Origin of the sequence: Pseudomonas sp. lyk4-R2A-10 (assembly GCF_030209075.1) — a bacterium.
GTDB lineage: Bacteria > Pseudomonadota > Gammaproteobacteria > Pseudomonadales > Pseudomonadaceae > Aquipseudomonas > Aquipseudomonas glycinae.
This window is the reverse complement of record NZ_JARVSR010000012.1, coordinates 493,008-516,084: the sequence shown is the minus strand read 5'-3', so window position 1 is coordinate 516,084 and position 23,077 is coordinate 493,008. Positions and strand designations below refer to the sequence as shown.

Annotated in this window: 20 protein-coding genes; 12 read left to right on the top strand and 8 right to left on the bottom strand. The window is 59.8% G+C overall.

The features are described 5' to 3' along the window. Positions 1 to 87: 87 nt before the first annotated feature. Positions 88 to 336: a helix-turn-helix domain-containing protein gene (locus tag QRN46_RS23245; protein WP_011331913.1), complete on the top strand. Its 249-nt coding sequence runs from the start codon at positions 88 to 90 to the stop codon at positions 334 to 336. Further along, positions 329 to 1,552 carry a type II toxin-antitoxin system HipA family toxin gene (locus tag QRN46_RS23240; protein WP_201817978.1) on the top strand — a complete coding sequence of 408 codons (1,224 nt, stop codon included), beginning with the start codon at positions 329 to 331 and terminating at the stop codon, positions 1,550 to 1,552. The genes QRN46_RS23245 and QRN46_RS23240 overlap by 8 nt, the downstream gene beginning before the upstream one ends. A gap of 15 nt (positions 1,553 to 1,567) precedes the next feature. Here the strand turns inward: QRN46_RS23240 and QRN46_RS23235 are convergent, their stop codons facing one another. Next, positions 1,568 to 2,572, bottom strand: coding sequence for an AraC family transcriptional regulator (locus QRN46_RS23235; RefSeq protein ID WP_285357493.1), 1,005 nt, complete (start codon positions 2,570 to 2,572; stop codon positions 1,568 to 1,570). A 100-nt stretch (positions 2,573 to 2,672) separates the two neighbouring features. Here QRN46_RS23235 and QRN46_RS23230 point away from each other — a divergent pair, with 100 nt between their 5' ends. Continuing rightward, the gene (locus QRN46_RS23230; RefSeq protein ID WP_011331916.1) at positions 2,673 to 3,746 is read left to right on the top strand and encodes a fatty acid desaturase; all 1,074 of its coding nucleotides are present in this window, start codon (positions 2,673 to 2,675) and stop codon (positions 3,744 to 3,746) included. A gap of 227 nt (positions 3,747 to 3,973) precedes the next feature. On the opposite strand, the gene QRN46_RS23225 is transcribed toward QRN46_RS23230, so the two are convergent. Genes QRN46_RS23225 through QRN46_RS23215 form a run of 3 tightly spaced genes read right to left on the bottom strand, consistent with a single transcriptional unit; the run spans position 3,974 to position 8,009 of the window. Beyond that, positions 3,974 to 5,584 carry an arylsulfatase gene (locus QRN46_RS23225; protein WP_201817976.1) on the bottom strand — a complete coding sequence of 537 codons (1,611 nt, stop codon included), beginning with the start codon at positions 5,582 to 5,584 and terminating at the stop codon, positions 3,974 to 3,976. A gap of 14 nt (positions 5,585 to 5,598) precedes the next feature. Beyond that, entirely contained in the window at positions 5,599 to 6,414 is an 816-nt protein-coding gene (locus tag QRN46_RS23220) for an ABC transporter ATP-binding protein (protein WP_201817974.1), read from the bottom strand. Next, entirely contained in the window at positions 6,411 to 8,009 is a 1,599-nt protein-coding gene (locus tag QRN46_RS23215; RefSeq protein WP_285357490.1) for an ABC transporter permease, read from the bottom strand. Before QRN46_RS23215 ends, QRN46_RS23220 begins: the two co-directional genes overlap by 4 nt. A gap of 303 nt (positions 8,010 to 8,312) precedes the next feature. On the opposite strand from QRN46_RS23215, the gene QRN46_RS23210 reads away from it, so the two are divergent. Continuing rightward, entirely contained in the window at positions 8,313 to 9,326 is a 1,014-nt protein-coding gene (locus tag QRN46_RS23210) for an ABC transporter substrate-binding protein (RefSeq protein ID WP_011331920.1), read from the top strand. Between the two features lie 39 nt (positions 9,327 to 9,365). On the opposite strand, the gene QRN46_RS23205 is transcribed toward QRN46_RS23210, so the two are convergent. After that, positions 9,366 to 10,286: a LysR family transcriptional regulator gene (locus tag QRN46_RS23205; RefSeq protein ID WP_041475105.1), complete on the bottom strand. Its 921-nt coding sequence runs from the start codon at positions 10,284 to 10,286 to the stop codon at positions 9,366 to 9,368. Between the two features lie 180 nt (positions 10,287 to 10,466). Here QRN46_RS23205 and QRN46_RS23200 point away from each other — a divergent pair, with 180 nt between their 5' ends. Beyond that, positions 10,467 to 11,375, top strand: coding sequence for a TauD/TfdA dioxygenase family protein (locus tag QRN46_RS23200; RefSeq protein WP_102718543.1), 909 nt, complete (start codon positions 10,467 to 10,469; stop codon positions 11,373 to 11,375). Between the two features lie 231 nt (positions 11,376 to 11,606). Here the strand turns inward: QRN46_RS23200 and QRN46_RS23195 are convergent, their stop codons facing one another. Together QRN46_RS23195 and QRN46_RS23190 are read right to left on the bottom strand one after the other, a co-directional pair. Then, the gene (locus tag QRN46_RS23195) at positions 11,607 to 13,217 is read right to left on the bottom strand and encodes an alkaline phosphatase family protein (protein ID WP_285357484.1); all 1,611 of its coding nucleotides are present in this window, start codon (positions 13,215 to 13,217) and stop codon (positions 11,607 to 11,609) included. 101 nt (positions 13,218 to 13,318) lie between these two features. After that, positions 13,319 to 14,263 (bottom strand): LysR family transcriptional regulator, encoded by a 945-nt coding sequence (locus QRN46_RS23190; protein WP_011331923.1) that lies wholly within the window; start codon positions 14,261 to 14,263, stop codon positions 13,319 to 13,321. Between the two features lie 165 nt (positions 14,264 to 14,428). Between QRN46_RS23190 and QRN46_RS23185 the strand changes: the two genes are divergently transcribed. Then, a complete protein-coding gene (locus tag QRN46_RS23185) occupies positions 14,429 to 16,789 on the top strand; it encodes a TonB-dependent receptor (protein ID WP_011331924.1) in 2,361 nt (786 codons plus the stop codon). A 207-nt stretch (positions 16,790 to 16,996) separates the two neighbouring features. Here QRN46_RS23185 and QRN46_RS23180 read toward each other — a convergent pair whose 3' ends face one another. Further along, entirely contained in the window at positions 16,997 to 17,557 is a 561-nt protein-coding gene (locus QRN46_RS23180) for a hypothetical protein (RefSeq protein WP_011331925.1), read from the bottom strand. Between the two features lie 404 nt (positions 17,558 to 17,961). On the opposite strand from QRN46_RS23180, the gene QRN46_RS23175 reads away from it, so the two are divergent. The 6 genes from QRN46_RS23175 to QRN46_RS23150 all read left to right on the top strand — a co-directional run bounded on the left by QRN46_RS23175 (position 17,962) and on the right by QRN46_RS23150 (position 22,650). After that, positions 17,962 to 18,774, top strand: coding sequence for an energy transducer TonB (locus tag QRN46_RS23175; RefSeq protein WP_041475106.1), 813 nt, complete (start codon positions 17,962 to 17,964; stop codon positions 18,772 to 18,774). A 45-nt stretch (positions 18,775 to 18,819) separates the two neighbouring features. Continuing rightward, positions 18,820 to 19,545: a MotA/TolQ/ExbB proton channel family protein gene (locus QRN46_RS23170; RefSeq protein WP_011331927.1), complete on the top strand. Its 726-nt coding sequence runs from the start codon at positions 18,820 to 18,822 to the stop codon at positions 19,543 to 19,545. 1 nt (position 19,546) lies between these two features. Next, on the top strand, positions 19,547 to 19,948 hold the full coding sequence (locus QRN46_RS23165) for an ExbD/TolR family protein (protein ID WP_003220570.1): 402 nt from the start codon (positions 19,547 to 19,549) through the stop codon (positions 19,946 to 19,948). A 169-nt stretch (positions 19,949 to 20,117) separates the two neighbouring features. Beyond that, a complete protein-coding gene (locus QRN46_RS23160; RefSeq protein WP_007952774.1) occupies positions 20,118 to 20,699 on the top strand; it encodes an alpha/beta hydrolase in 582 nt (193 codons plus the stop codon). A gap of 56 nt (positions 20,700 to 20,755) precedes the next feature. Continuing rightward, complete coding sequence (locus QRN46_RS23155) at positions 20,756 to 21,688, top strand: sigma 54-interacting transcriptional regulator (RefSeq protein WP_011331929.1); 933 nt, start codon at positions 20,756 to 20,758, stop codon at positions 21,686 to 21,688. Positions 21,689 to 21,852: 164 nt separating this feature from the next. Further along, positions 21,853 to 22,650, top strand: coding sequence for a MetQ/NlpA family ABC transporter substrate-binding protein (locus QRN46_RS23150; protein ID WP_011331930.1), 798 nt, complete (start codon positions 21,853 to 21,855; stop codon positions 22,648 to 22,650). Positions 22,651 to 23,077: the final 427 nt, after the last annotated feature.

Below are 23,077 nucleotides of genomic sequence, written 5' to 3'. Positions count from 1 at the left end.
GCTAGACTCGCCCTGAATTGGCATCAAATGCGATGCGTAAACGTAGAATTACGATTTTTTGCACTGTATATAATGCACGGGTGCGTCATGGAACAGTTGGGCGAACTGATCAGAACTCTGCGCAAAGCGCAAAAACTCTCGCAACAGGCGTTGGCGCAACGTTACGGCATGAGCCGCGCCACCATTTCGGGTATCGAAAACAATACGATTTCTGAAATTGGTCTGCGCAAAGTCGAGGCGATCCTCAACGGCTTTGGCTATGAGCTGACGGCGGTTCCCGTGAGAGCGCAACGTCCGACACTCGACGCGTTGCAGAAGGCCAATTTCCATGACTGAGCCGACAGATCGCTTGCACATCACCGTCGCTGATAGCCCGGTCGGAACGCTCGGTCGAGGGCAGCCGGGCATGGACAGTGTGTTCAGTTATCGCGAGGACGCCATCGACGAGAATGCAGTGTCGCTGACAATGCCGACCCGGCTGGAGAGCTACGGCTGGGAGCGGGGCATTCATCCCGTCTTCGAAATGAATCTGCCGGAAGGCGCGCTGCGCGATGAACTGGTTCGACGCTTCAGTAAAGCAGTGCGCGGTTTTGATGATTTCGCCTTGCTCGCTATCGTCGGACCGCATCAGTTGGGACGGCTGGCGATTACCAGCGAGTCGGCAACCGAGCGTCAGCCCGAAACATCATTGGCCGAGCTTTTGGTGCATGACGGTGCCCAGGGATTGTTCGATGATTTGCTACAGAAGTACGGCCAATACTCCGGGGTTTCGGGCGTGCAGCCCAAAGTTCTGGTGCGCGACAGTGCGGCAGCAGTTGATCGCCTGACTCACCGAGGCTCCACACATCTGGTCAAAGCCTTCCGTCCCGAAGAGTTTCCCGAGCTGGCGACCAACGAGTACTTCTGTATGCGCGCCGCAGCGCTTAGCGGACTTGAAGTGCCAAAGTTTGAATTGAGTGAGCAGGGCAAGTTTTTGGTGGTCGAGCGTTTTGACCTGATTGAGCACGGCTATCTGGGTTTCGAGGACTTTTGCGTACTCAACGGCTGGCCTTCCAGAGCCAAATACGATGGTTCTTACGAAGGCGCTGCCCGACAGATCAAGGCCTTTGTTTCGCCTGCGCTGTTGAGTCAGGCGCTGGAGGCTTTTTTCAAGATCGTGGCGCTGTCAGCGGGACTGAAAAACGGCGATGCGCACCTGAAGAACTTCGGTGTGCTGTATGACCATTGCGGTGCGCAGGCTTCGATCCGGCTGGCCCCGGCTTACGACATCATCACCACATCGGTTTACATCAGGAACGACAGCCTGGCCTTGCTGCTGGGCGGGTCGAAGGCATGGCCCAAGCAGAAGGCGCTCATCCGCTTCGGCCGTACGGCGTGCAATCTCACTGAAGGCCGGTGCAATGAACTACTGCAGCAGGTTGTTCATGGCATGCAGACGGCGATGGCGGAAATGCTCGAGCATTGCCGAACCCATCAGTCATTCGCCGAGGTGGGTACGGCAATGATCGAGCAGTGGGAGTCCGGGATTGAACGCAGTCTGACCAAGGGTTGAGCGACCCATTTGCGCTCAGCGCAACTGATCCCGAAACTGCCCCGGCGTCATCCCGGTCCAGCGTTTGAACGCGCGGCTGAAGCTGCTGGTGTCGGCAAATCCCAACAGATAACTGACCTCGCTCAGCGAGCATTGCGGATCGCGCAGGTGCAGCAGTGCGAGATTCTCGCGGCTTTCATTCAGCAGGGTGTCGAAGCGACAACCCTCGTCCGCCAGGTGCCGTTGCAGGCTGCGCAGGCTCAAGTGCAGGGCCTGGGCGATGCGTTCGGCGCTGGGTTCGCCTTCGGGCAGTTGTTCTTCGATGGCGTCGCGTACCTTGCGCTCCCAGGTCAGCGGCTTGAGCTGGGCGAGGGTGCGTTTGAGCACCGCTTCGTTGTGCTCGGCCAGTTCCGGGTTGGCGTCGTCGAGGTGGCTGTCAAAGTCGGTGAGGGCGAATTCGATCCGGTCTTCTTCGGCGGAAAAGTGCACCGGCGAGCGGAACACCTTGTGCCATTGATGCGCATCGGCCGGTTCCGGGCGGCGCAGGTACACCGCCAGTGGCGCGTAGTCGCGGCCGAGGCGATTGCGGCAGGTGCGCACGTAAATCGCGGCAAACGCGTCGATGGCTTCGAAGGCGGGCGCCGGGTTGTCGGCCGGAATTTTCAGGTGAAACCGGTAGCGATCTTCGGTGCGGGTCAGCTCCAGTTCCAGCGCGTCGCTGACCACCTGGTGATAACGCACGATCCGCTCGAACACTTCCCGCAGGCTGCCGCTGGCCACCAACGCGTAGCCCAATGCGTGAAACGTCGTGGGGCTGACGAACCGCGACACCCGCAAGCCGATTGCCGGATCGCCGCTGACCTGCACCGCGATTTCCCACAGGCGTGTGGTCGCGGACAACGGATAGCGGGCATTCGGGTCGTCCATCAATTGCGGATCGAGCCCGGCCTGCTGGCACAGGGCAGTGCTGTCCAGCCCCAGCGCGTCGAGTTGCTTGCGCAGGGCACGGGTCCAGCTGGCGAGAGAAGTCGGTTCCTTCATGCTGGTTGGCGCTTCCGGTCAACAGGTTGGCGTTCTCGGCTACCGCGTCCGGACCCTGCGCGGGGCAGGATACGAACATCAATAACCAGAGGATGGAAGCATGGACCGTACTTCTGCAAGTCCCCAGCGACACAATGCTGCCCAGCGATCAGCGCATATTCGCGAAGTGGTGCTGGCCAAAGGCGTCGAGCTGCGCGAGCGCTACCCGATTCTCAACCATCAGGACGCCCTCGGCGCGGGGATTCTGGTGTTTGCCCTGGCCGGAATGATCGGTTCAGCGGCGCTCTACGTCACCGGGCACATGGCGTGGTGGGCGTGTCTGTTGCTCAACGCGTTTTTCGCTTCGCTGACCCATGAGCTTGAGCACGACCTTATCCACAGCATGTATTTCCGCAAACAGCGGGTGCCGCACAACCTGATGATGGGCCTGGTGTGGCTGGCGCGGCCGAGCACGATCAATCCGTGGATCCGCCGCCATCTGCACCTCAATCATCACAAGGTGTCCGGTACCGAAACCGACATGGAAGAACGGGCGATCACCAATGGCGAGCCTTGGGGTTTCGCGCGGTTGCTGATGGTCGGCGACAACGTGATGTCAGCGTTCATCCGCATGCTGCGGGCCAAGACCTGGGCGCACAAGTTCAGCATCATCAAACGCACGCTGAAGGTCTACGCGCCGCTGGCACTGGTGCATTGGGGCGCGTGGTATGTGTTTCTCGGGTTCCATGCCGCCAACGGGATCGCCTACCTGATGGGCTCGCCGATTGAATGGTCGGCGACCACGTTGTCGGTGATGCAAGTGATCGATATCGCCGCCGTGGTGATCATTGGCCCGAACGTGTTACGCACGTTTTGCCTGCACTTCATCAGTTCGAACATGCATTACTACGGGGATGTGGAGCCGGGCAATGTGCTTCAGCAATGTCAGGTGCTGAATCCGTGGTGGCTGTGGCCGTTGCAGGCGTTCTGCTTCAACTTCGGCAGCAGTCACGGGATTCATCATTTTGTGGTGAAGGAGCCGTTTTACATTCGCCAGCTGACGGTGCCGGTGGCGCACAAGGTGATGCGGGAGATGGGGGTTCGGTTCAACGATTTCGGGACGTTCGGGCGGGCGAACAGGTTTGTTCGCAAGGAAAATGAAGGGTTGGCGGGTAAGGCGATCGAGGTGAACTGACTTTGTGTTTTCGGCTGGAGATCCAGCCCTCACCCTAACCCTCTCCCGGGGGAGAGGGGACTGATTGGGGGATATTGGGGAAGTACGCCGACGTGATCTTGATGTGCCGAATCCATAATCGACTCGGTATTTCAGGTCGATGTATAACGCGGAACACCCCAGCCCTCTCCCTCCGGGAGAGGGCTGGGCGGGCGGCGTTCCGATGAGGGCAGCTCTTGAGCTAAATCTCAATCCGGCTGAAACGGCGACTCACTCAAGATCACCCCGGTCTCCTCCACATACCGCTGCCAATGCTCGATCAGCGCTTCAAGCTTCTGCGGCTGACTCGACGCCAGGTCATGAATCTCCCCCGGATCACTCCCCAGGTCGTAAAGCTGCCAGGTCGCCGGCCCCACTGGCCCGGGGATCCACACCGCCTTCCACTGACCCTGCCGAATCGCCCGGCGCCCGAACAATTCCCAACCGGTAACGGTGTGTTCGTCATGCACCTGCGCCGTCTCGCCGGACAGGAAACCCAGCCACGATTTACCACGCAACGGCGCCACCGGTTTGCCGTGCCACTGCTTGCCGGGATGGCGCACGCCGGCCAGATCGAGGATAGTCGGCGTGATGTCCATCACCGTGCCGAAACCATGGCTGATCTGTCCCTTCAGCGGCAGTTGCGGATAGTGCAGCAGCGCCGGAACGCGAATCCCGCCCTCGGTGGTGAACGCCTTGAACAGGCGTGACGGCGCGGTCGCCACCTGCGCCCAGTTCGGCCCGTACCAGACGTAGGAATTGGCGCGGCCGATGTTGTCGAGGCTGTTGTCGTAGTGCTGGCTCAGGTAGGTCACCAGCTCCGGACCGAATTTCGGGAAGGCTTCCAGCAGCGCGCCTTCGGCACCGTTGTCGGACATGAACAGGATGAAGGTGTTGTCGAGCTGGCCCTGCTGGCGCAGGTAATCGACGACGCGCCCGATGTTCCAGTCCATACGCTCGACCATCGCCGCGTAGACCTCCATCGCCCGGGCGGAAATCCGTTTTTGTTCATCGCTCAGCGCGTCCCATTGCGCGGTCAGCTGGATCAGTGGATGCGGTTCGACATCCGGCTCGATCAGGCCCAGTGACTTGAGTTTTTCCAGACGCTCGAGGCGCAGCACTTCCGGCCCCGCGTCGTAGCGGCCGCGATATTTTTCGACGATGTCGGCGGGCGCCTGCAACGGCCAGTGCGGCGCGGAAAACGGCAGATAGGCGAAGAACGGCCGGCTCTGGTCGCGCTCCTTGAGGTACTGCAACAGCTTGTCGCCGAAAGCGTCGGAGGAATAGAAATCCTTGGGCAATTCGTCGATGAACCTGTCGTCCTCGATGTACAGCGCCGGGGTGGATTTCAGCAGGCCGGGCGTGTGTTCATCGTAGGTCGGTTCGAATCCGTAGTGGTTGGCCGCGCCGGGCAGCAGCGAGAACGAGCGCTCGAAACCACGGGCGTGGGGCGCCAGTTCGGCAGTCAGGCCCAAGTGCCATTTGCCGCTCATCAAGGTCTGGTAACCGGCCTCGCGCAGCAACTCCGGCAACGCGACGACACGATCGTTGAGATAGCCTTCGTAACCCGGTTTGCCGATCAGCTCCGGGGTCAGGGTTTCGGCCATGGTGCCGATGCCGGCGATGTGGTGATCGGTGCCGGTGAGCAGCATCGAGCGGGTCGGCGAGCAGGTTGGTGCAGTGTGAAAATCGGTCAGGCGCAGGCCATTGTTGGCCAGGGCATCGAGGTTCGGCGTGGTGATTTCGCCGCCGAACGCGCCGATGTCGGAGAAGCCGAGGTCATCGGCCAGAATCACCAGAAAGTTGGGACGTTGTGGCATCGACAGGCTCCTGTTCAGCAGGCAATGAACGACAGCGGCAGATCGCGGATCTGTACCGGTGCGCTCGGTTGGTAATGATCGTCACTGGTCAGCTCGTGCAGCAGTTCTTCGCGCAGCTGATGGAAGTCGAAACTGCTGCGCTGGCGCGGATGGGGCAGGGCGATGTCCACCACCTGCTTGATCCGGCCGGGACGCGGTTCCATCACCACCACGCGGTCGGCGAGGAAAATCGCTTCCTCGACATCGTGGGTGACCAGAATCGTGGTGATCTTTGCCCGCTCGCGGATCGCCAGCAGTTCGTCCTGCATCTGCTGGCGGGTCAGCGCGTCGAGGGCGCCGAAGGGTTCGTCGAGCAACAGAATTCGTGGGCTCGCTACCAGTCCGCGAGCAATCGCCACGCGCTGGGCCATGCCGCCGGAGAGTTGATGCGGGTAGGCGCGGGTGAAGTCGCGCAGGCCCACCAGTTCGATGAAATCGTTGACGCGTTGCTGCTTTTCGGAGGCCGCCAGCGGCTCGTTGACCAGGCCCAGGCCGATGTTGTCGGCCACCGTCAGCCACGGGAACAAACGGTGCTCCTGAAATACGATGCCGCGCTCGCCGCCGATGCCGCTGACGGCTTTGCCATCGACGCTGATCTGCCCGCGAAACTGCGTATCGAGGCCGACCAGCAAGCGCAGCAGGGTGGATTTGCCGCAGCCGCTGGAGCCGACGATGGCGACGAATTCGCCTTCTGCAATGTCGAGGTTGAATTCGCGAATCGCCTCCAGTTCGAAGCCGTCGACGTCGAAGGATTTGCCTACATGGTTGAAGCTGACAATCGGTGCGTTCATGCGTGTCTCCAGCGGGTGGCGCGGATTTCCAGGCGTTGGCCAATGAGGTTGAGCAGGGCGCCGGTGAGGCCGACCAGGAGCATCCCGGCCATGATCAGGTCCATGCGCAGCAGTTGTTGGGCGCCGATCATCTGGCTGCCGATGCCGCCGTTGGACGGCATGAAATATTCGGCGCCGATGGTGCCGAGCCAGGCGTAGATCAGGCTCAGGCGCAGACCGGCGAAAATCCCCGGCGCGGCACCCGGCAGCACCAGTCGGCGCAGGCGTTGGGCGAGGCTCAGGCGCAGCACTTGCGCGGCTTCGTTGAGTTGCGGTGAGAGGTTGGCGACGCTGCGTTGGGTCGCGACAAACAACGGAAAGAACGCGGCGAGGGCTACGAACACCCATTTCGCGAGTTCGCCCAGACCGAACCACGCGGTGAGCAGCGGCACCCAGGCGAAAATCGCGATCTGCCGCAGGGCGGCGAGGGTCGGGCCGAGTACGCGTTCGCTGGTGCGCGACAGACCCAGCAACAAACCCAGCACGAGGCCGAGGCCGCCGCCAATCAACAAGCCACCGAGGGTGCGGCCCAGGCTCAGGGCCATGCCGGAGATCAACGTGCCGTCGAGCAATCCGTTTTTCGTCGCCTCAAGCACCACCCACGGGCTGACCAGAATGTTGGCATCGATCCATTGCTGATCGACCGCCAGTTGCCACAACGCAAACAACGCCAGCGGCAGCAGCCATGGCTGCACGCGTTGCCAGCCTTCGTAGCGTGGGCCGCGACGAATTTCCGCCGTGGCCGGGTGCGGCCAGTGCACCAGTTTTTTGTCCAGCAGACCGATGCCGCGATCCATCGCCACGCCGATCAGGCCGATCACCACGATGCACACAAAGACGATGTCGAGCATGAACAACTGACGCGCCCAGACCATCAAGTAACCGATGCCTTCGCTGGAGGCCAGCAGCTCGACGGCAAGCAATGAAGTCCAGCCAGCGGCGAGCGCCAAGCGTACGCCGGCCATGAATGCGGGGAGGGCGGCGGGCAGCACCAGACGACGGATCAACAGTCGTGGCGGCAAACGTAAAACAGCGGCGGCTTCACGCAATTTGGGTTGCGCATCACGCACGCCGACCAGCGTGTGCAGGGTCATTGGCACCACGATGGCCTTGATCAGCACCACCAGTTTCAGCACTTCGCCGATGCCGAAAAACACCATGAACAACGGAATCCACGCCAGCGTCGGCACCTGGGCCAGGCCGGCGAACGTCGGGAAGATCAGGCGTTCGAGACGACGGCTGAAACCCAGCGCCGCACCAAGTACTGCGCCGGCGGTAACGCCCGCCAGCAAGCCCCAGAACAGCCGTTGCAGGCTGATCCACAAGTGACTCCACAACTCGCCCTGGGACAGCTCGATCACGCTGTTCCACACCAGTGACGGCGCCGGCAGGATCTGTTCGCTCATCCATTGATTACGCGCCGCCAGCCACCACAGGGCGAACAGTCCAAGCGGTAATATCCAGGGTAAAACGCGGTGGCTCAGGCTTGGCCAGGTACGCCGGCTTTTCAACGGCGGTGCGGCCAGTGGCAGGCTGAGCAGGGATTCACGGGCCATGGTGACCTCCGTTGTCGGGTTGGATCGAGTCAGCGGAATTAGCTAAAAACCAATAGTTATAAACGAGTTAGAAAATAATCATTTTGGAGATAAGCAGCGCCATTTAAGGCCTCCAGCCCTACGCGCATCCAATGCATTCGAAGAATATTTTCGATGCTCTCCATGCATACGGCTCTGCATGTCCCGACTTTGCTGGCTTAGCGTGAAAAGCTATAAAAATGTGCTTTTTAAGTATTTAAGTGCTGATACGGATTGCGCCTACTTTCGGCTCCTCAATGCCCGCCGTGATCAGGAGCCGCACCCATGAACCTTCCCTTCAAACGTGTCATCAGTCTGTTTGCCGCGCCGGCACTGGCGGGTCTGTTGGCGTTCTCTGCCCAGGCCGACGAGCTCAAGGAAATCAGGATTGCCGTGCCTGATCTGAGCGCCGGTACTCAACACAGTGGCGGGGGCATCGTGGATGTGCTGCGCGATCAGCAGATCTTCGAAAAGGCTTTCGCCGATCAGGGCATCAAGATTCAGTGGAGCTTCTTCAAGGGCGCCGGGCCTGTGATCAACGAGGCGTTCGCCAATGGCCAGGTGGACCTGGCCTATCTCGGAGATCTGGCGGCCATCATCGGCAAGTCCAACGGTCTGGATACGCGCCTGCTCAGCGCCAGCGCCCGGGGTGTGAAGCAATATCTCGGCGTCGTGCCGGGTTCGGGGATCAAGACGCTGCAGGATCTCAAAGGCAAGCGCGTGGCGATCTTCCGTGGCACCGCGACCCAGTTGTCGTTCGATGCGGCGCTGGCCAGCGTGGGCTTGAGCGAGAAGGACGTGAAGGTGATCAACCTCGATTTCAACGCAGCGGTTGCCGCGCTGGCGGCGAAGCAGATCGATGCGTCGTGGGGCAGCTCCGGGCTGACTGCATTGCAGGCCAAAGGACTGGCTGAGCTGCCATTGAATACCAAGGATCTCGGTGGCGCCGGCAGTGTGCAGTCGGTGCTGGTGGGCACCGGCAAGTTTGTCGACGGGCATCCGGAAGCCGTGGCGAAGCTGCTCAAGGCGCAGCAGCAGGCGGTGGAGTGGTTGACGCAGGACAGCAACAAGGACGCCTATGTGCAGCTTGTGTCGGGACTGGCTAGTTATCCGCCAGTGATCCTGACCCAGGATCTGAAGGATCAGAACCTGAGCGAAGTCTTCCCTTCGACACTGGATCCGCTGTTCCTCGAAAACCTGCAGGGCAAGGTGGATCTGGCGGCGCAGCAGAAGCTGATCCGCAAGCCGTTCAAGGTGAACGAGTGGGTGGCGCCTGAGCTGGCAGCTGCGAAGCTCTGAGTCATGCGGTCATTCCCGCGCAGAGCGTGGGAATGACCCTCAAACCGCGACGCTGATCGCCTGTTTATCCACCGCCACCAGCGTCTCGATCATCGCCCGCGCTGCCGGTGACAGCCGGAATCCCGTGCGGCTCACAATCCCGCACCGCGCATTCATGCTCTCCAGGTTCTGCGGCAGATTGCGCCAGTGCAGCAGCGCCAGCGAGCCTTGGGCGATGTCCTCGACAAACGCCTCTTCAGTGCCGACGCCGATCGCGTTGGATTGCAGCACCACTTTCACCAGCGCCGGAAAGTGCTCGGTCTCGATGGTCGGCGAAAAGTCGATCCGGCCGCTGAGATTCGCCAGCAATTTGCGAATGCCCGGCGGGATCAGCGTGGTCGCCAGCGGGTAGTCGAACATGTCGTTGGTCGACAGGCTTTCCTTGGCCAGCAGCGGATGCCCCGGTCGGCAGAAAAACACCCCGCGCTTGGGTGTCAGCGGCTGGGTCTGGAAGTTCGGGTCGGATTCGAAATGGCGAATGTCGGCGATGAAGAATTCGATCTCCTCGCGGCTCAGGGCGCGACTGAGTTTTTCCCAGTTATCCACCTGAAAGCAGGTGCGTACTTTCGGGTGCGCATTGATGAATTGCGCCACCGCGTCCGGCACCAGTTTCACCGCTGGTGCCGGACCGCAACCGAAGTGCAGTTCGCCGGCATCGAGCTTGGTCATCTGCGTCACTTCGGCGCTGAGCAATGCCGCGCCCTGCACCAGGGTCAGGGCGTGCTGAAGCACCACCTGGCCTTCGGGTGTCGGGCGTAGATCCTTGTTGCCGCGATCCACCAGCACGCAGCCGAACTCCTGCTCCAGCCCTTGAATGCTGCGGCTGAACGCCGGTTGAGTGATGCCCATGGCGTCGGCCGCGCGGACAAAACTGCGGTGTTCGTTGAGGGCGATGAAGTAGCGCAACTGGCGAAGATCCATATGCTTTTCCGGCATCCTAAAAATAGCTCGAAGGCATTTGCGACGAGGTTGCTTGAGGTTTTAAATGCAAGCTCTTATTCCGTCAACGAAGCATGTGAATATCTATTAGATGTAAATGGAATATAGATAGAGCGTTGTTTCGCTGCCGTCCAACCGCAAGCAGTCGATGAGGGTCTACCCATGAGCAATGCCGCACTCGCTGTAAAACCCGCTGTCCACGCGCTGGACATTCATCCGGTGGCCGGTCGTATCGGCGCCGAAATCCGTGGCGTGCACTTGTCCGGTGAGCTGGATGCCGCGACGGTTGAAGCCATTCAACAGGCGCTGATCCAGTACAAGGTCGTGTTCTTCCGTGAGCAGACCCAGCTCGACGATCAACGTCAGGAAGCCTTTGCGCACCTGCTCGGCGAGCCCGTGGCGCATCCGACCGTGCCGTCCCGCGAGGGCACCCGTTATCTGCTGGAACTGGACGGCGCCGAAGGGCAGCGCGCCAACTCTTGGCACACCGACGTGACCTTCGTCGATGCCTACCCGAAAGCCTCGATCCTGCGCTCGGTGGTGGCCCCGGCGTTCGGTGGCGACACGCTGTGGGCGAACACCGCGACCGCGTACAACGAACTGCCGACCGAATTGCGTGAGCTGGCGGACAAACTGGTGGCCGTGCACAGCAACGAATACGACTACGCCGCCGTGAAGCCGGACGTGTCGGCGGAGAAGCTCGAGCGCTATCGCAAGATCTTCACCTCGACCGTTTACGAGACCGAGCATCCGGTGGTCCGCGTGCACCCGATCAGCGGCGAAAAGAGCTTGCTGCTGGGTCACTTCGTCAAACGCATCAAGGGCTATTCCCAGGCCGACTCGGCGCACCTCTTCGGCTTGCTGCAAAGTCATGTGATCCGCCAGGAGAACGTCGTGCGCTGGCGCTGGAAGGCCGGTGACGTGGCGATCTGGGATAACCGCTCGACTCAACATTATGCGATTGATGATTACGGCACTCAGGATCGGGTGGTGCGTCGGGTGACGCTCAAAGGGGAAGTGCCGGTCGGGGCGAATGGGCAGCGTAGTCAGACCATCAAAGGGCGTGAGTAAGAGCAGAAGATCAAAAGCCCCCCGCCCTCCCGAAACGTCGGGCCGCCCGGAGGGAGAGGGGGCTGACCGAGGTGTCTGGCGCTATACGTCGACCTGAAGGATCAAGTCGATTATGGATTCAGCAAAGCTCATACAGGTCAGTGTAAATCATCAATTTCCCGCGATCGGTTCCCTCTCCCTCCGGGAGAGGGTTAGGGTGAGGGCGCTCTTGTTCTTGCCTTCGCTTGATCTCTACCAAACGCCAATCTGAACCATCTTCTCAGTCTCCGGCTCCCCATAACGAAACCGCTGCCCGCGCAAATCAATCTCCTGATGACTGATCGTCGTGCGCCGCCTCAACCCGCGCACCCACTCGAACAGATACCCCGCATGTGCCTCGCGCACCGCCGCATACGCCGGGTCCGCACCCAGATCCTGCAGCTCCTGCGGGTCATTCAACAGATCGAAAAGCTGCGGCCGGAAGCCGTCGTACGCCAGGTATTTCCAGCGTTCGCTGCGCACCATGGTCATGCGGCAACGGTCGATCGGCTGGCCCAGCCGCTCCCGTGCCGGGGCCTGGAAGGCATAGTCGTATTCGCTGATCGCATAGTGGCGCCAGTCAGGGTTTTTACCGTGCAGCAGCGGAATCAACGAGCGACCTTCCAGTCGATGCTCGGCACCCGTCACGCCCAGCGCTTCGAGAAAGGTCGGCACGCCGTCGATGGTTTCCGCCAGACGTTCGTCCACCGTACCCCGGGTGACATCCGCCGCCGCACGCGGGTCGCGCACGATCAACGGCACGCCCACCGCCTGCTCCAGCAAAAACTCCTTCTCGCCCAGCCAGTGATCGCCCAGAAAGTCGCCGTGATCGCTGGTGAACACGATCAGGGTGTCCTCCCAGCGGCCGTTGCTTTGCAAGAAATCGAACAGCCGCCCCAACTGATCATCGACCTGTTTGACCAGGCCCATGTACGTCGGGATCACGTTCAGTCGTACCGGATCTTTGGAGAAATTCAGGCTTTCCTCATGCTGGCGAAATGCCTGATAGACCGGGTGGTCGCTGGGAGAGGCATTACGTACCGGTTCGAGAATCGATTTCGTACTGTACAAAGTGTGGTACGGCGCCGGTACGATGTAGGGCCAGTGGGGTTTGATGTAGGACAGGTGTAAAAACCACGGTTTTTCACCTTGCTCACCGATGAAGTCGATGGCTCGATTTGTAGTGTAGACAGTCTCTGAATGTTGCTCGGGAATTCGCGCCGGCAAATGGGCATTGCGCATTTTCCAGCCGCTGAGGATTTCGCCGTTGTCGCCTTCGGCCGCGTTGGCCCAGTCGTGCCAGGGGTTACGCCCTTCGAAACCCTGCTCGCGCAGGTAGTGGGTGTATGGCGCGGATTCGCGTTTGTCATCGAACAGCGGGTTGTCGGGGAAGATGCCGTCGTGACGAAAGTACGGCTCGAAGCCGACTTCATTGAGCACTTCGGCCTGGGCGCTTTCAGGGTTGATCGCCAACCGCTGCAAGGCGTCCACGTTGGCCGTGGCGTGGGTCTTGCCGACCAGCGCAGTACGAATGCCGTGGGGGCGCAGGTAATCGCCGATGGTCAGTTCTTCCAGCGGCAGCGGCACCGCGTTCCACGCCACCTGATGGCTGCTGACATAGCGCCCGGTGTAGGCCGACATCCGCGACGGCCCGCAGATCGTGCCCTGTGTATAGGCGCGGCTGAAGCGCACGCCGGCAGCGGCCAGGCGATCAATATTCGGGGTGTGCAGGTGCGGGTGGCCGTAGCAGGACAGGTAATCGCGGCGCAGTTGATCGCACATGATGTACAGCACGTTGCGCACGGGGTTTTGCGGGTTGGACATGGGGTTCACCAGTCAGAAAGACAGGCGAGGTTTTTCGCTTTCGGCGAGGGTGTTCGGCAAGTGCATTCGGGGAATGCTTGCGATGCATGAAACGCATGGGCTCAGACGGCGAGGTTCGCCAGTGAGCACACCTCTTCTTCCACCGCATCGATCGCCTTGATCTGCTCGATCATCGCCTCGGCCAACGGTGACAACCGATACCCGGCGCGGCTGACGATTCCATAACGGGTGTAAAGCTCCTCCAGATCATCCGCCAACCCTTCGACCTTCAAACACACCAACTCACCCCGGGCCTGATGCAGCGCATCCGAATAGGCACCGACGATGCCGATCGCATCCGAACGCAGCACCACGCCGAGCAGGCTTGCGCTGTTCTCGCACTCTACGTTCGGGACGAAATCCGGCCGGCCACTGAGGTCGACGATGACCTTGCGCAGGTTTGGCGGGCGAATGCTCACGGCCAGTGGATAACTCATCAGTTGCTCTGCCGTGACTCGCTCGAAAGCGCCCAGCGGATGCCCGGCGCGGCAGCAGAAATGCCATTTGCGTGGCCGCAAGCGGTGGGTCAGATAATCCGGGTCGGCCTCGAAATGTCGGGTGTCGGCAACGAAGAATTCGAACTCTTCGCTCAGCAGCCGTTTGCTCAGGCTCTGCCAGTCATCGACCTGGTAATGCACCCGCGCTTTCGGGTAGCGGCCGATGAAGCTGCCGATCGCTCGCGGGATTAATCCCGCTGCCGGCGCCGGGCCACAACCGAAGCGCAATTCCCCAGCCTCCAGCCCGTTGAACTGGCTGATCTCGTTGGCCATCTGCTGCGCACCGCTGACCAGGCGCCGCGCATGTTCAAGCAGCACCTGGCCCTGTTTGGTCGGCGGCAATTCCTTGCGCCCGCGATCCACCAACTGACAACCGACGCTGTGCTCCAGCGCCTGAATGCTGCGGCTGAACGCCGACTGCGACAGGTTCACCGCCTGCGCGCCGGCGACGAAACTGCGTTGTTCGGCGAGGGCGATGAAGTGTCTGAGCTGGCGCAAGTCGATATGCATTTTTCACATAAAAAATATCCGGGAAATGCATTGGATATGCATTAGGTCGACTCCTTATAAAGGCAATCTCTTATGCAGTAAATCTTTGTAAAAACATAAATAAATAACTTAAAAGAATATGCGGCACGGAAGATGTCTGCGTGTTTTTTGACCAGGAGCAGTCCCATGAGTCCGTTGAACCTCGCTTCACCGCCGCCGCCACGACGGCTCAAACGTCTGCCCCTGGCCCTGTTGCTGGCGGGGAGTGCCAGTTGGACCCACGGCTACGCTGCGGAAACCGAAACCCCTGTGCCGGCACCGGCAGGCAAGACCGCGACCGCCACTTCGCAACTGGAAACCGTGACCGTCACCACCCGCCGTCGCGAAGAAAGCTCTCAGGATGTGCCGACGCCAATGAGCGTGGTGAGCGGCACGACTTTGGAGACGCAACGGGTCTACCGAATCCAGGATCTTCAGCAACTGGTGCCCAGCGTCAACGTCGCCTACATGCATGCGCGTCAGTCCAGCGTGTCGATCCGGGGTCTGGGCAACAACCCGGCCAGCGATGGTCTGGAAGGCAGCGTCGGGCTGTACATCGATAACGTTTATCTGGGCCGTCCGGGAATGGCGGTGTTCGACCTGATGGACATCGAGCAGCTCGAAGTCCTGCGCGGGCCGCAAGGGACGTTGTTCGGCAAGAACACCACCGCCGGGGTGATCAACATCAGCACCCGCGCGCCGAGTTTCACCCCGGAGCGCAGCATCGAAACCTCGGTCGGCGAGGACGGTTATTTCCAGACCAAGGGCACCATTTCCGGGCCCCTCAACGATGTGCTGGCCGGGCGTTTGTCGGCCTATCGCACCCGCAGCGATGGCGACATCAAGAACGAATTCAACGGCCATGACCTGAACGGTGGTTCCCGCGACGGCTTCCGGGCGCAGTTGCTGTTCAAGCCCAACGAGAATTTCAACCTGCGCTGGATCGGTGACTACAACGAAGAGGATTCCAGCGCCGGCACCCGGGTGCTGTACAACACCGGACCGACCATCAATGGCGTCAATCTCTACTCGGCCCGCGCCGCCGCTGCCGGCGCGACGCTGGTCAACGGCTCGCACCGCAAGGTCAACCTGGACAACGATCAGCACGTCACCGTGCATCAGGGCGGCACCTCGGTGGAGGCCAACTGGACCCTGCCGAGCGACTTCACCCTGACCTCGGTCAGCTCCTATCGCTTCTGGAATTTCACCCCGCGCAACGACGACGGCCTCAATGTGCCGGCCACCTACAACGCCGGGGTGTCGGTGGAGGACAAACAGTATTCCCAGGAATTTCGCCTCGCGTCGCCCAAGGGCGAGTTCTTCGATTACGTCCTCGGCGCCTACTATTTCGGATCGGACCTGGACAACAAATCCTTCGCCTATTACGGCCCGCAGGCCGACATCTGGAACGGCACGCCACGGGGCGCGCTGGCCAACGTCAATAGCGTCGGCCGTGGTCATATCAAGACCGACAGTTTCGCGTTGTTCGCCCAAGGCACCTGGCACCTGACCCCACGTCTGGATTTCACCGCCGGGGTGCGTGGCACCTATGAAGAGAAGAACGCCTGGGTCAATCGTGATGCGCCGGTCGGTGGCGCCGCTGTCACGGGTGCCGCAGCCACCGCGCGACGCGGCCGGACTGGCGCCTACGATTCCGGCGACCTGAACCAGTACAGCTCCAGCCCGTCCGGATTGCTCAACCTCAGCTATCGCTTCACCGATGATCTGCTCGGCTACGCCACGTTGTCTCACGGCGAAAAATCCGGCGGGGTCAACCTCGTGGTCGGCTCGGCCCCGACCGCTGGTGCCGACTCGTTGCTGATCGGCACCGAGCGCGCCAACAACGCCGAACTCGGCTTCAAGAGCACGCTGTGGGATCGCCGTTTGCAGCTCAACGCCAACGTGTTCTGGACCCAGGTCAACGCTTACCAGACCAACGCCTACGACGACGTCAACCGCGTGCAATACCTGACCAACGCCGGTTCAGTGCGCTCACGTGGCGTGGAGTTCGAAAGCACCGTGATCCCGCTGCGTGGCCTGACGCTGAACTTCAACGGCTCGTACAACGACGTCAGCTATCTCTCCTACAAGGACGCGCCGTGCCCGCCTGAAGTCAGCCAGGCACCGGGTGCTCCGGCCTCGTGCGACCTCAGCGGTCATCAGGTGGTCGGCGCCTCGAAATGGATCGGCAACGCCAACGGCAAGTACGAATGGAATCTGGATAACGGGCTGCAACCTTATGTCACCGGCAGCTACGCGTTCCGCTCCAAAGCGGTGGGCACGGTCGAGGATTCCGACTACGGCCAGATCCCGAGTTACGCGGTGGTCAATCTCTCCACTGGCCTGCGCGGCGATTTCAATCAGGGTCAGTGGGACGTCTCGCTGTGGCTGAAAAACGCCTTCGACAAAACCTACTACACGACCCTGTGGACCGGCGGCAACGGCGGCTATGAAGGCCTGCTCGGTACGCCTAGAACGTTAGGTGTGAGTGGTCGATACGACTTTTAAAGGTGGTTTGAAATGCACTTTCTGGCAGGGCGCCTGTTACGCCTGCCAGAAAGGGGGGGCCGAATATTACGTGTAGATGTATCACGACGTACAACAGACATCATCATTCAAGTATCTGATATGTATTAAGAAAGGGCATATTTCGAGGAAGTATTAACATAGAAGGTCGGCATAAGTAAGGCTGAAGTATGCTTTGAATGGATTTGGCTACTCTAGAACCCAAAAGCAGTGTTCGAGAGTGCACTTTTGCTTGTCAATTTGGATTATCTTCATATACCCATCTATATGAAATCCTGAATCATTGATGTTGCCAATTTTCGCTGATCCTCCGGGTGGAATGGTTACCCAAGACAAATCGTCTACTTTACGAGCCGTAATGTTTGATGTTCCTTTGTTGATGATCTCGAAATCAGGGGTTATGCGACGTTGAGCCGCAGTCTTGTTCAACGATGAATTAGATTTTTTAGAGTCAGACAGGACAACGCACAGTTCTTGAGGGCACCCCACCCGGGAAATCGAAATGTGCTGGATTTTGCCGCTCGCGGAGGCATTAATAATGGCGCCTGCGACAGGTAAGAATGGTATAGAGATATTTTCTCCGGGTAATAAATTCGTATCGGGGTGTCCGTAGATTTTAGCTATAAGTGTTAGAGCTTGGGAAGCGTTCTTGAAATCCGTTTTGAAATCGGCAGATTTTGATTCTTCGGCTGCGTGCAGCAGGGTCGATGAAAGCAGAGCGAGGGCTATAACGAAATTATTGAGTTTCATAAGGGTTTCTCAACGTAGTAGGTAATACGCCCTCATTTGATGATGTTTTTGACAGTGGCGATACTGTCAGAAATTACAGGTTTTGAAGATTTTCAATAATCTTTTGGAATAATGACCAACTTCTAATTCCTGATTTTCTTTTTCTATCGTTCAAGCTGCCTTTGACGAATATTTTCCATGCCTTAAAAGCATGTGGTTAGAGCTATGTTGGCCAGAGCCCTTGTAAGGCAAGGCTTTCAGAAAACCAATCGGTATTTATATTCTTTTTGGTTATATACTTTGTCATAAAAAATACTTTAAGAAATAAGTGTCTGTATCAATGATTCACCAACTGAAACGTTGTGCGGGGGATGTCAGGCATGACGCTTCGGGCTTTTCGCAAAGAGACCGCAGGGAGTAAATCAATGGGCAATGTCCAGACCGCCGCCAGCGCACAGGAGGTGCTGTGGCGCCAGGCGCCGAGCGGCGAGTTGGTCGATCTCGGCCGGCCCCATCGCGTGCCGTTGGGGCAGCTGCGTTTGCAGCGCGCGCCCAAGGGCATTTTGAGCCGCCGCGAAACGATTCTGCTCGGCGTTCTGGCGCTGGTGGTGCATGGCGCGGTGATCTACTGGATCAACCAGCATCCGACGCCGGCGCTGCCGATCGTGCCGCCGGAAATTCCACCGATGACCATCGAGTTTTCTCGCCCGGCGCCACCGGCACCACCTGTAGTTGTGCCGCCGCCACCGGCACCTGTGGTTGAGCCTCCGCCCCCGGTGGAGGACGAACTGGCAACCAAGCCGCCACCGAAACCAAAGCCGATTCCAAAACCGAAACCGGTCGCCAAACCCGTACCGAAACCGGCGCCAAAAGCGGTCGAGCAACCACCGGCTCCGCCACAACCGGCCGCCCCGGTCGCCGCGCCCGCGCCACCTGCACCACCGGCACCTGCGCCGGTGACGCCGGCCTCGGCCAACGCGGCGTACCTGAAGAACCCGGCGCCGGAGTATCCGTCGCTGGCCCAGCGTCGCGGTTGGGAAGGCACGGTGTTGCTCCGGGTGCACGTTCTGGCCAGCGGCAAACCGGGCGAAATCCAGATTCAGAAAAGCAGTGGCCGGCAACAGCTCGACGACGCGGCGCTGGACGCCGTGAAGCGCTGGAGCTTCGTGCCGGCCAAGCAGGGTGATGTCGCCCAGGACGGCTGGGTCAGCGTACCCATCGATTTCAAGATTCATTAAACCGAAACCAATTTCGCGTTAAACGTTTACACGAGGGAACACATCATGACGTTACTGGCATCTCCACTGGAATCCATCGAAAGCGCGGTGATCTGGCTGCTGGTGGTCTTCTCTGTCGCTACCTGGGGCCTGGCATTGCTCAAGGCTGTGCAGTTCGGCCGGCTGAAGGCGCAGGACCGCAAATTTCACAAGCGCTTCTGGGCGGCGTCGAGTCTGGACTCCGCCGCCGAGTTGAGCGAAACCCAGCCCGGCGCGGCAGCGCGGGTGGCACAGGCCGGTTATGCGGCGATACAAGTGGGCGAGGCGCCGCAGGCCAATGACCTGAGCCAGGCGATCAACCATCAGGATCGCCTCGAACGTGCCTTGCGTCAGCAGATCGTTCGCGAGCGGCGTTCGCTGGAAACCGGTCTGGCGGTGGTCGCGAGTATTGGCAGCACCTCGCCGTTCATTGGTCTGTTCGGCACGGTGTGGGGAATCATGGAAGCGTTGAAAGGCATCAGCGCGGCGGGCTCGGCGAGCCTGGAAACGGTCGCAGGACCGATCGGTGCAGCGCTGGTCGCCACCGGTGTGGGGATCGCGGTCGCGGTGCCGGCGGTGCTGGTTTACAACTACTTTTTGCGCCGTCTGAAACTGACGGCGGCGGACCTGGATGACTTTGCCCACGACTTCTACAGCCTGGCGCAAAAGAGTTCGTTCCGTGTGCTGATTCACCCGACCGCGCACAAGGCTGCGGCCCAGGGCAACGCAACAAAAGTGAAGGAGGCGTCCTGATATGGCCTTCTCCACGCAAGACAGCGACGAGGTGCTGAGCGAGATCAACGTGACGCCGCTGGTGGACGTGATGCTGGTGTTGCTTGTGGTGTTTATCGTCACCGCGCCGCTTTTGACCAACGCGATACCGATCAACCTGCCGAAGACCGAAGCGGTGGCGCCGGTCGAGCAGAAAGACCCGTTGGTGGTGAGTATCGACGGTGCTGGAAAACTGTTTATCAACAAGGACGAAATCCAGCCGGATCTGCTGGAGTTCAACCTCAAGTCGGCCAAGGCCAAGGACCCGGAAGTGCGCGTGCAATTGCAGGCCGACGACGGGGTGAATTACGGCGAAGTGGCGCGAGCCATGGCTTCGATTGAGCGGGCGGGCATCACCAAGCTGTCGGTGATCACTGCACGATAAGGGTTTCACGTTTTTCCGGGGCCGTCTCCTTGGCAGGGTGCGGCCCCTTTTTTTGCTCAATGCTTAATATTCTTTTCAGGTCTTAATAAATAGCTTCTTATTCCTTAACGAATATAAATCCCGTCCCTATACTCGTTCAGGAACAGACACGACGCAGGAGAGCTCCCCCATGCGCAACGAATCAATCCGCTATCTGATTGTGCCGGGCTGGCAAGGATCGCCAGAAGATCATTGGCAAACCCACTGGCAGAACAGCCTGCCCAACAGCGCGCGGGTAGAGCAGGCCGACTGGCTGACGCCGCGTCGTGAAGACTGGGTCGCGGCGCTGGCCGAGGCGATTGCCGCCGACAGCTCGCCGGTGATTCTCATCGCGCACAGCCTGGGCTGCATCACCGTGGCGCACTGGGCGGCTACTGCGCCACTGCATCATTTGCGTCAAGTGCGGGGGGCGCTGCTGGTGGCGCCAGCGGATGTCGAGCGTCCGGCGTGCGTGCCGGCACTGCGCAATTTCGCACCGATCCCGACCGATCTGCTGCCCTTCCCGAGCCAGGTCGTCAGCTCCGACAACGACGCCGCCGTCAGTGCGCCGCGTGCGCTGGAACTGGCGCGCAACTGGGGCGCCGAGGCGGGGATTCTCGCGGGCGCCGGCCATATCAACGTGAAGTCCGGGCATCAACGCTGGGAGCAGGGATTCGCTTATCTGTATCGCCTGCAAAACCGCATGGAACACCACGCCCGGCGCCGTGCCTGACCACTTTTATTTGTTCAACGCCCCCGTCTCCCGGCGATTTGGGGCGGGAGTCTGCCATGAGTCTTGAAACCTTCGGTCAGCCGTTGCTGACCTTTCCCGATGCGGAAAAAAGTCCCCTGAGCATTCGCGCCAAGGCGCTGGTGTTCGTCGATCCACGTTCGCGCCAGTTGCGCGAAGAAATGGCCCAACTCGCACCGCGCTCGATCTCTGTGTTGATTCGCGGCGAGACCGGCACCGGCAAGGAATTGCTCGCTCGCCACATCCACCGCGCCAGTGATCGCAGCGGCTTGTTTGTCTCGGTCAATTGCGGGGCGATCAGCCCGACCTACGCCGATGCGGAATTGTTCGGTTATGCCGCCGGCAGCTACAGCGGTTCGGCCAGCAGTCGCGCCGGTTGGTTCGGTTCAGCCAACGGCGGCACCTTGTACTTGGACGAGATCGGCGACCTGCCGTTGCCGATCCAGATCAAGTTGCTTTCCGCACTGGAAAACCACGAAGTCACCCGCGTCGGTGCGCATCAGCCGAGCCCGGTGGACGTGCGCCTGGTAGCGGCGACCAGCATCGATCTGGCGCAAGCGGTGGCGGCAGGGAAATTCCACGAGCGGCTTTATCACTATCTCAGCGAAGGGCATCTGGAACTGCCAGCGTTGCGCGCGCGGGTTGGCGACATTCTGTCGTTGGCCGAGTACTTCCTCGGCATTTACAGCCAGCGTCTGGATCTGCCGGTGCCTTTGATCAGCGAAGCGGCGCAGCAGGTGCTGGAACAGCACAGTTGGCCGGGCAACACCCGGGAGCTGGAAAACGTCATTCATTTTGCGTTGCTGGTGAGCACCGGCGACGAAATCCTGCCGGAGCACCTGAACCTGCCCGAGGTGTCTGGGCCGCAGGTTCAGATCGAGCGTCAGGTGGCGAGCGTCAGCCTCAACGGCACCGTCGACGAACGTAAGGCATTGAAAGAATGGCTGTTGAGCTTGAGCGAGGCGTTGTAACCCTTTTGCTCAACATGAACAAAATGGAATATGAAGCTGAATAAACGTTATTGTCCGGGAATAAAAAATCCCGGTATTGTCCGCTTCACGCCAGCAGTAGCACATCGCTGGCACACGTATTAATGCCGTCGTCGATGACGACCGATTTTCGATAAGGACACTGCATGAAAAAGGTTCTGTTGTTTACCGCATTGGCGGCTGCTCTGACGGCTTCCCTGGCCCAGGCTGGCGAGAAACTGGTGGTGGCCGCGACGCCGGTGCCGCACGCCGAGATCCTCGAGCTGATCAAGCCGACCCTCGCCAAAGAAGGCGTGGATCTGGAAATCAAGGTCTTCACCGACTACGTACAGCCGAACGTACAGGTGGGCGAGAAGCGTCTGGATGCCAACTACTTCCAGACCAAGCCTTACCTGGACAGCTTCAACGCCGGCAAATACAAGGATGACAAGGCCAAGTACCTGGTGACCGTGCAAGGCGTGCACGTTGAACCGTTCGGTGGCTACTCGAGCAAGTACAAGACCCTGGCTGAACTGCCGGACGGCGCCACCATCGCCATTCCGAACGAAGGCAGCAACAGCGGTCGCGCACTGATCCTGCTGCAGAAGGCTGGCCTGATCGAACTGAAAGATCCGAAGAACGCCCTGGCCACGCCAAAAGACATCGCCAAGAACCCGCACAACTTCAAGTTCAAGGAACTGGAGTCGGCCCTGCTGCCGCGTGTTCTGAAAGAAGTCGATCTGGACATGATCAACACCAACTACGCACTTGAAGCCAAGTTGAACCCGACCAAGGACGCTCTGGTGATCGAAGGCGCGGATTCGCCTTACGTGAACTTCCTGGTTGCCCGTGAAGACAACAAGAACAGCGACGCCATCAAGAAACTGGCCGCTGCCCTGACCAGCCCTGAAGTCAAAGCGTTCATCGAGAAGAAGTACAACGGCGCGGTACTGCCGGCGTTCTGATCCGACGCAGCAGCAACCCCCTTCAAGGTTGAAAAAAACGCCGATGACCCGCGATGGTCATCGGCGTTTTTTCTTGCGTGTGGCTGACTCAGGCAGCGCTGGTTTTCAGCGCTCTGCGCAAGGCCACCAGCCATTTCACGAAATCCTGCGGGTCCGGTCGCTGCGGCACTTTTACGTCCATGTTCTCTTCCTTGTTATGGGGTTGGCCGGGGGAGTCTGGCCAAAAGCTGTTCGTCCTTGGAGGGCTTTCATGAAAAAAAGATCCGTCCTACAGCGAAAGGAAAAATAGCCTTCTTATTCTGTCGGGGCAAACCCGCAGGATAGTTTTTTGTGTGATATCAATATGCTTTAACGGTATTTAAATTCTTTTTCTTATGCCTATAAAGTCGGTGCCTGCCGGACAGTTACCCGCTGTCCATGGACTGCA

Coding starts and splice junctions, on each gene's coding strand:
- QRN46_RS23230 (WP_011331916.1), top strand. CDS start 2,673: ATGGACCGTACTTCTGCAAGTCCCCAGCGACACAATGCTGCCCAGCGA.
- QRN46_RS23195 (WP_285357484.1), bottom strand. CDS start 13,217: ATGTCCAACCCGCAAAACCCCGTGCGCAACGTGCTGTACATCATGTGC.
- QRN46_RS23225 (WP_201817976.1), bottom strand. CDS start 5,584: ATGCCACAACGTCCCAACTTTCTGGTGATTCTGGCCGATGACCTCGGC.
- QRN46_RS23215 (WP_285357490.1), bottom strand. CDS start 8,009: ATGGCCCGTGAATCCCTGCTCAGCCTGCCACTGGCCGCACCGCCGTTG.
- QRN46_RS23155 (WP_011331929.1), top strand. CDS start 20,756: ATGAGTCTTGAAACCTTCGGTCAGCCGTTGCTGACCTTTCCCGATGCG.
- QRN46_RS23185 (WP_011331924.1), top strand. CDS start 14,429: ATGAGTCCGTTGAACCTCGCTTCACCGCCGCCGCCACGACGGCTCAAA.
- QRN46_RS23160 (WP_007952774.1), top strand. CDS start 20,118: ATGCGCAACGAATCAATCCGCTATCTGATTGTGCCGGGCTGGCAAGGA.
- QRN46_RS23240 (WP_201817978.1), top strand. CDS start 329: ATGACTGAGCCGACAGATCGCTTGCACATCACCGTCGCTGATAGCCCG.
- QRN46_RS23150 (WP_011331930.1), top strand. CDS start 21,853: ATGAAAAAGGTTCTGTTGTTTACCGCATTGGCGGCTGCTCTGACGGCT.
- QRN46_RS23165 (WP_003220570.1), top strand. CDS start 19,547: ATGGCCTTCTCCACGCAAGACAGCGACGAGGTGCTGAGCGAGATCAAC.
- QRN46_RS23220 (WP_201817974.1), bottom strand. CDS start 6,414: ATGAACGCACCGATTGTCAGCTTCAACCATGTAGGCAAATCCTTCGAC.
- QRN46_RS23180 (WP_011331925.1), bottom strand. CDS start 17,557: ATGAAACTCAATAATTTCGTTATAGCCCTCGCTCTGCTTTCATCGACC.
- QRN46_RS23210 (WP_011331920.1), top strand. CDS start 8,313: ATGAACCTTCCCTTCAAACGTGTCATCAGTCTGTTTGCCGCGCCGGCA.
- QRN46_RS23175 (WP_041475106.1), top strand. CDS start 17,962: ATGGGCAATGTCCAGACCGCCGCCAGCGCACAGGAGGTGCTGTGGCGC.
- QRN46_RS23200 (WP_102718543.1), top strand. CDS start 10,467: ATGAGCAATGCCGCACTCGCTGTAAAACCCGCTGTCCACGCGCTGGAC.
- QRN46_RS23205 (WP_041475105.1), bottom strand. CDS start 10,286: ATGGATCTTCGCCAGTTGCGCTACTTCATCGCCCTCAACGAACACCGC.
- QRN46_RS23170 (WP_011331927.1), top strand. CDS start 18,820: ATGACGTTACTGGCATCTCCACTGGAATCCATCGAAAGCGCGGTGATC.
- QRN46_RS23235 (WP_285357493.1), bottom strand. CDS start 2,572: ATGAAGGAACCGACTTCTCTCGCCAGCTGGACCCGTGCCCTGCGCAAG.
- QRN46_RS23245 (WP_011331913.1), top strand. CDS start 88: ATGGAACAGTTGGGCGAACTGATCAGAACTCTGCGCAAAGCGCAAAAA.
- QRN46_RS23190 (WP_011331923.1), bottom strand. CDS start 14,263: ATGCATATCGACTTGCGCCAGCTCAGACACTTCATCGCCCTCGCCGAA.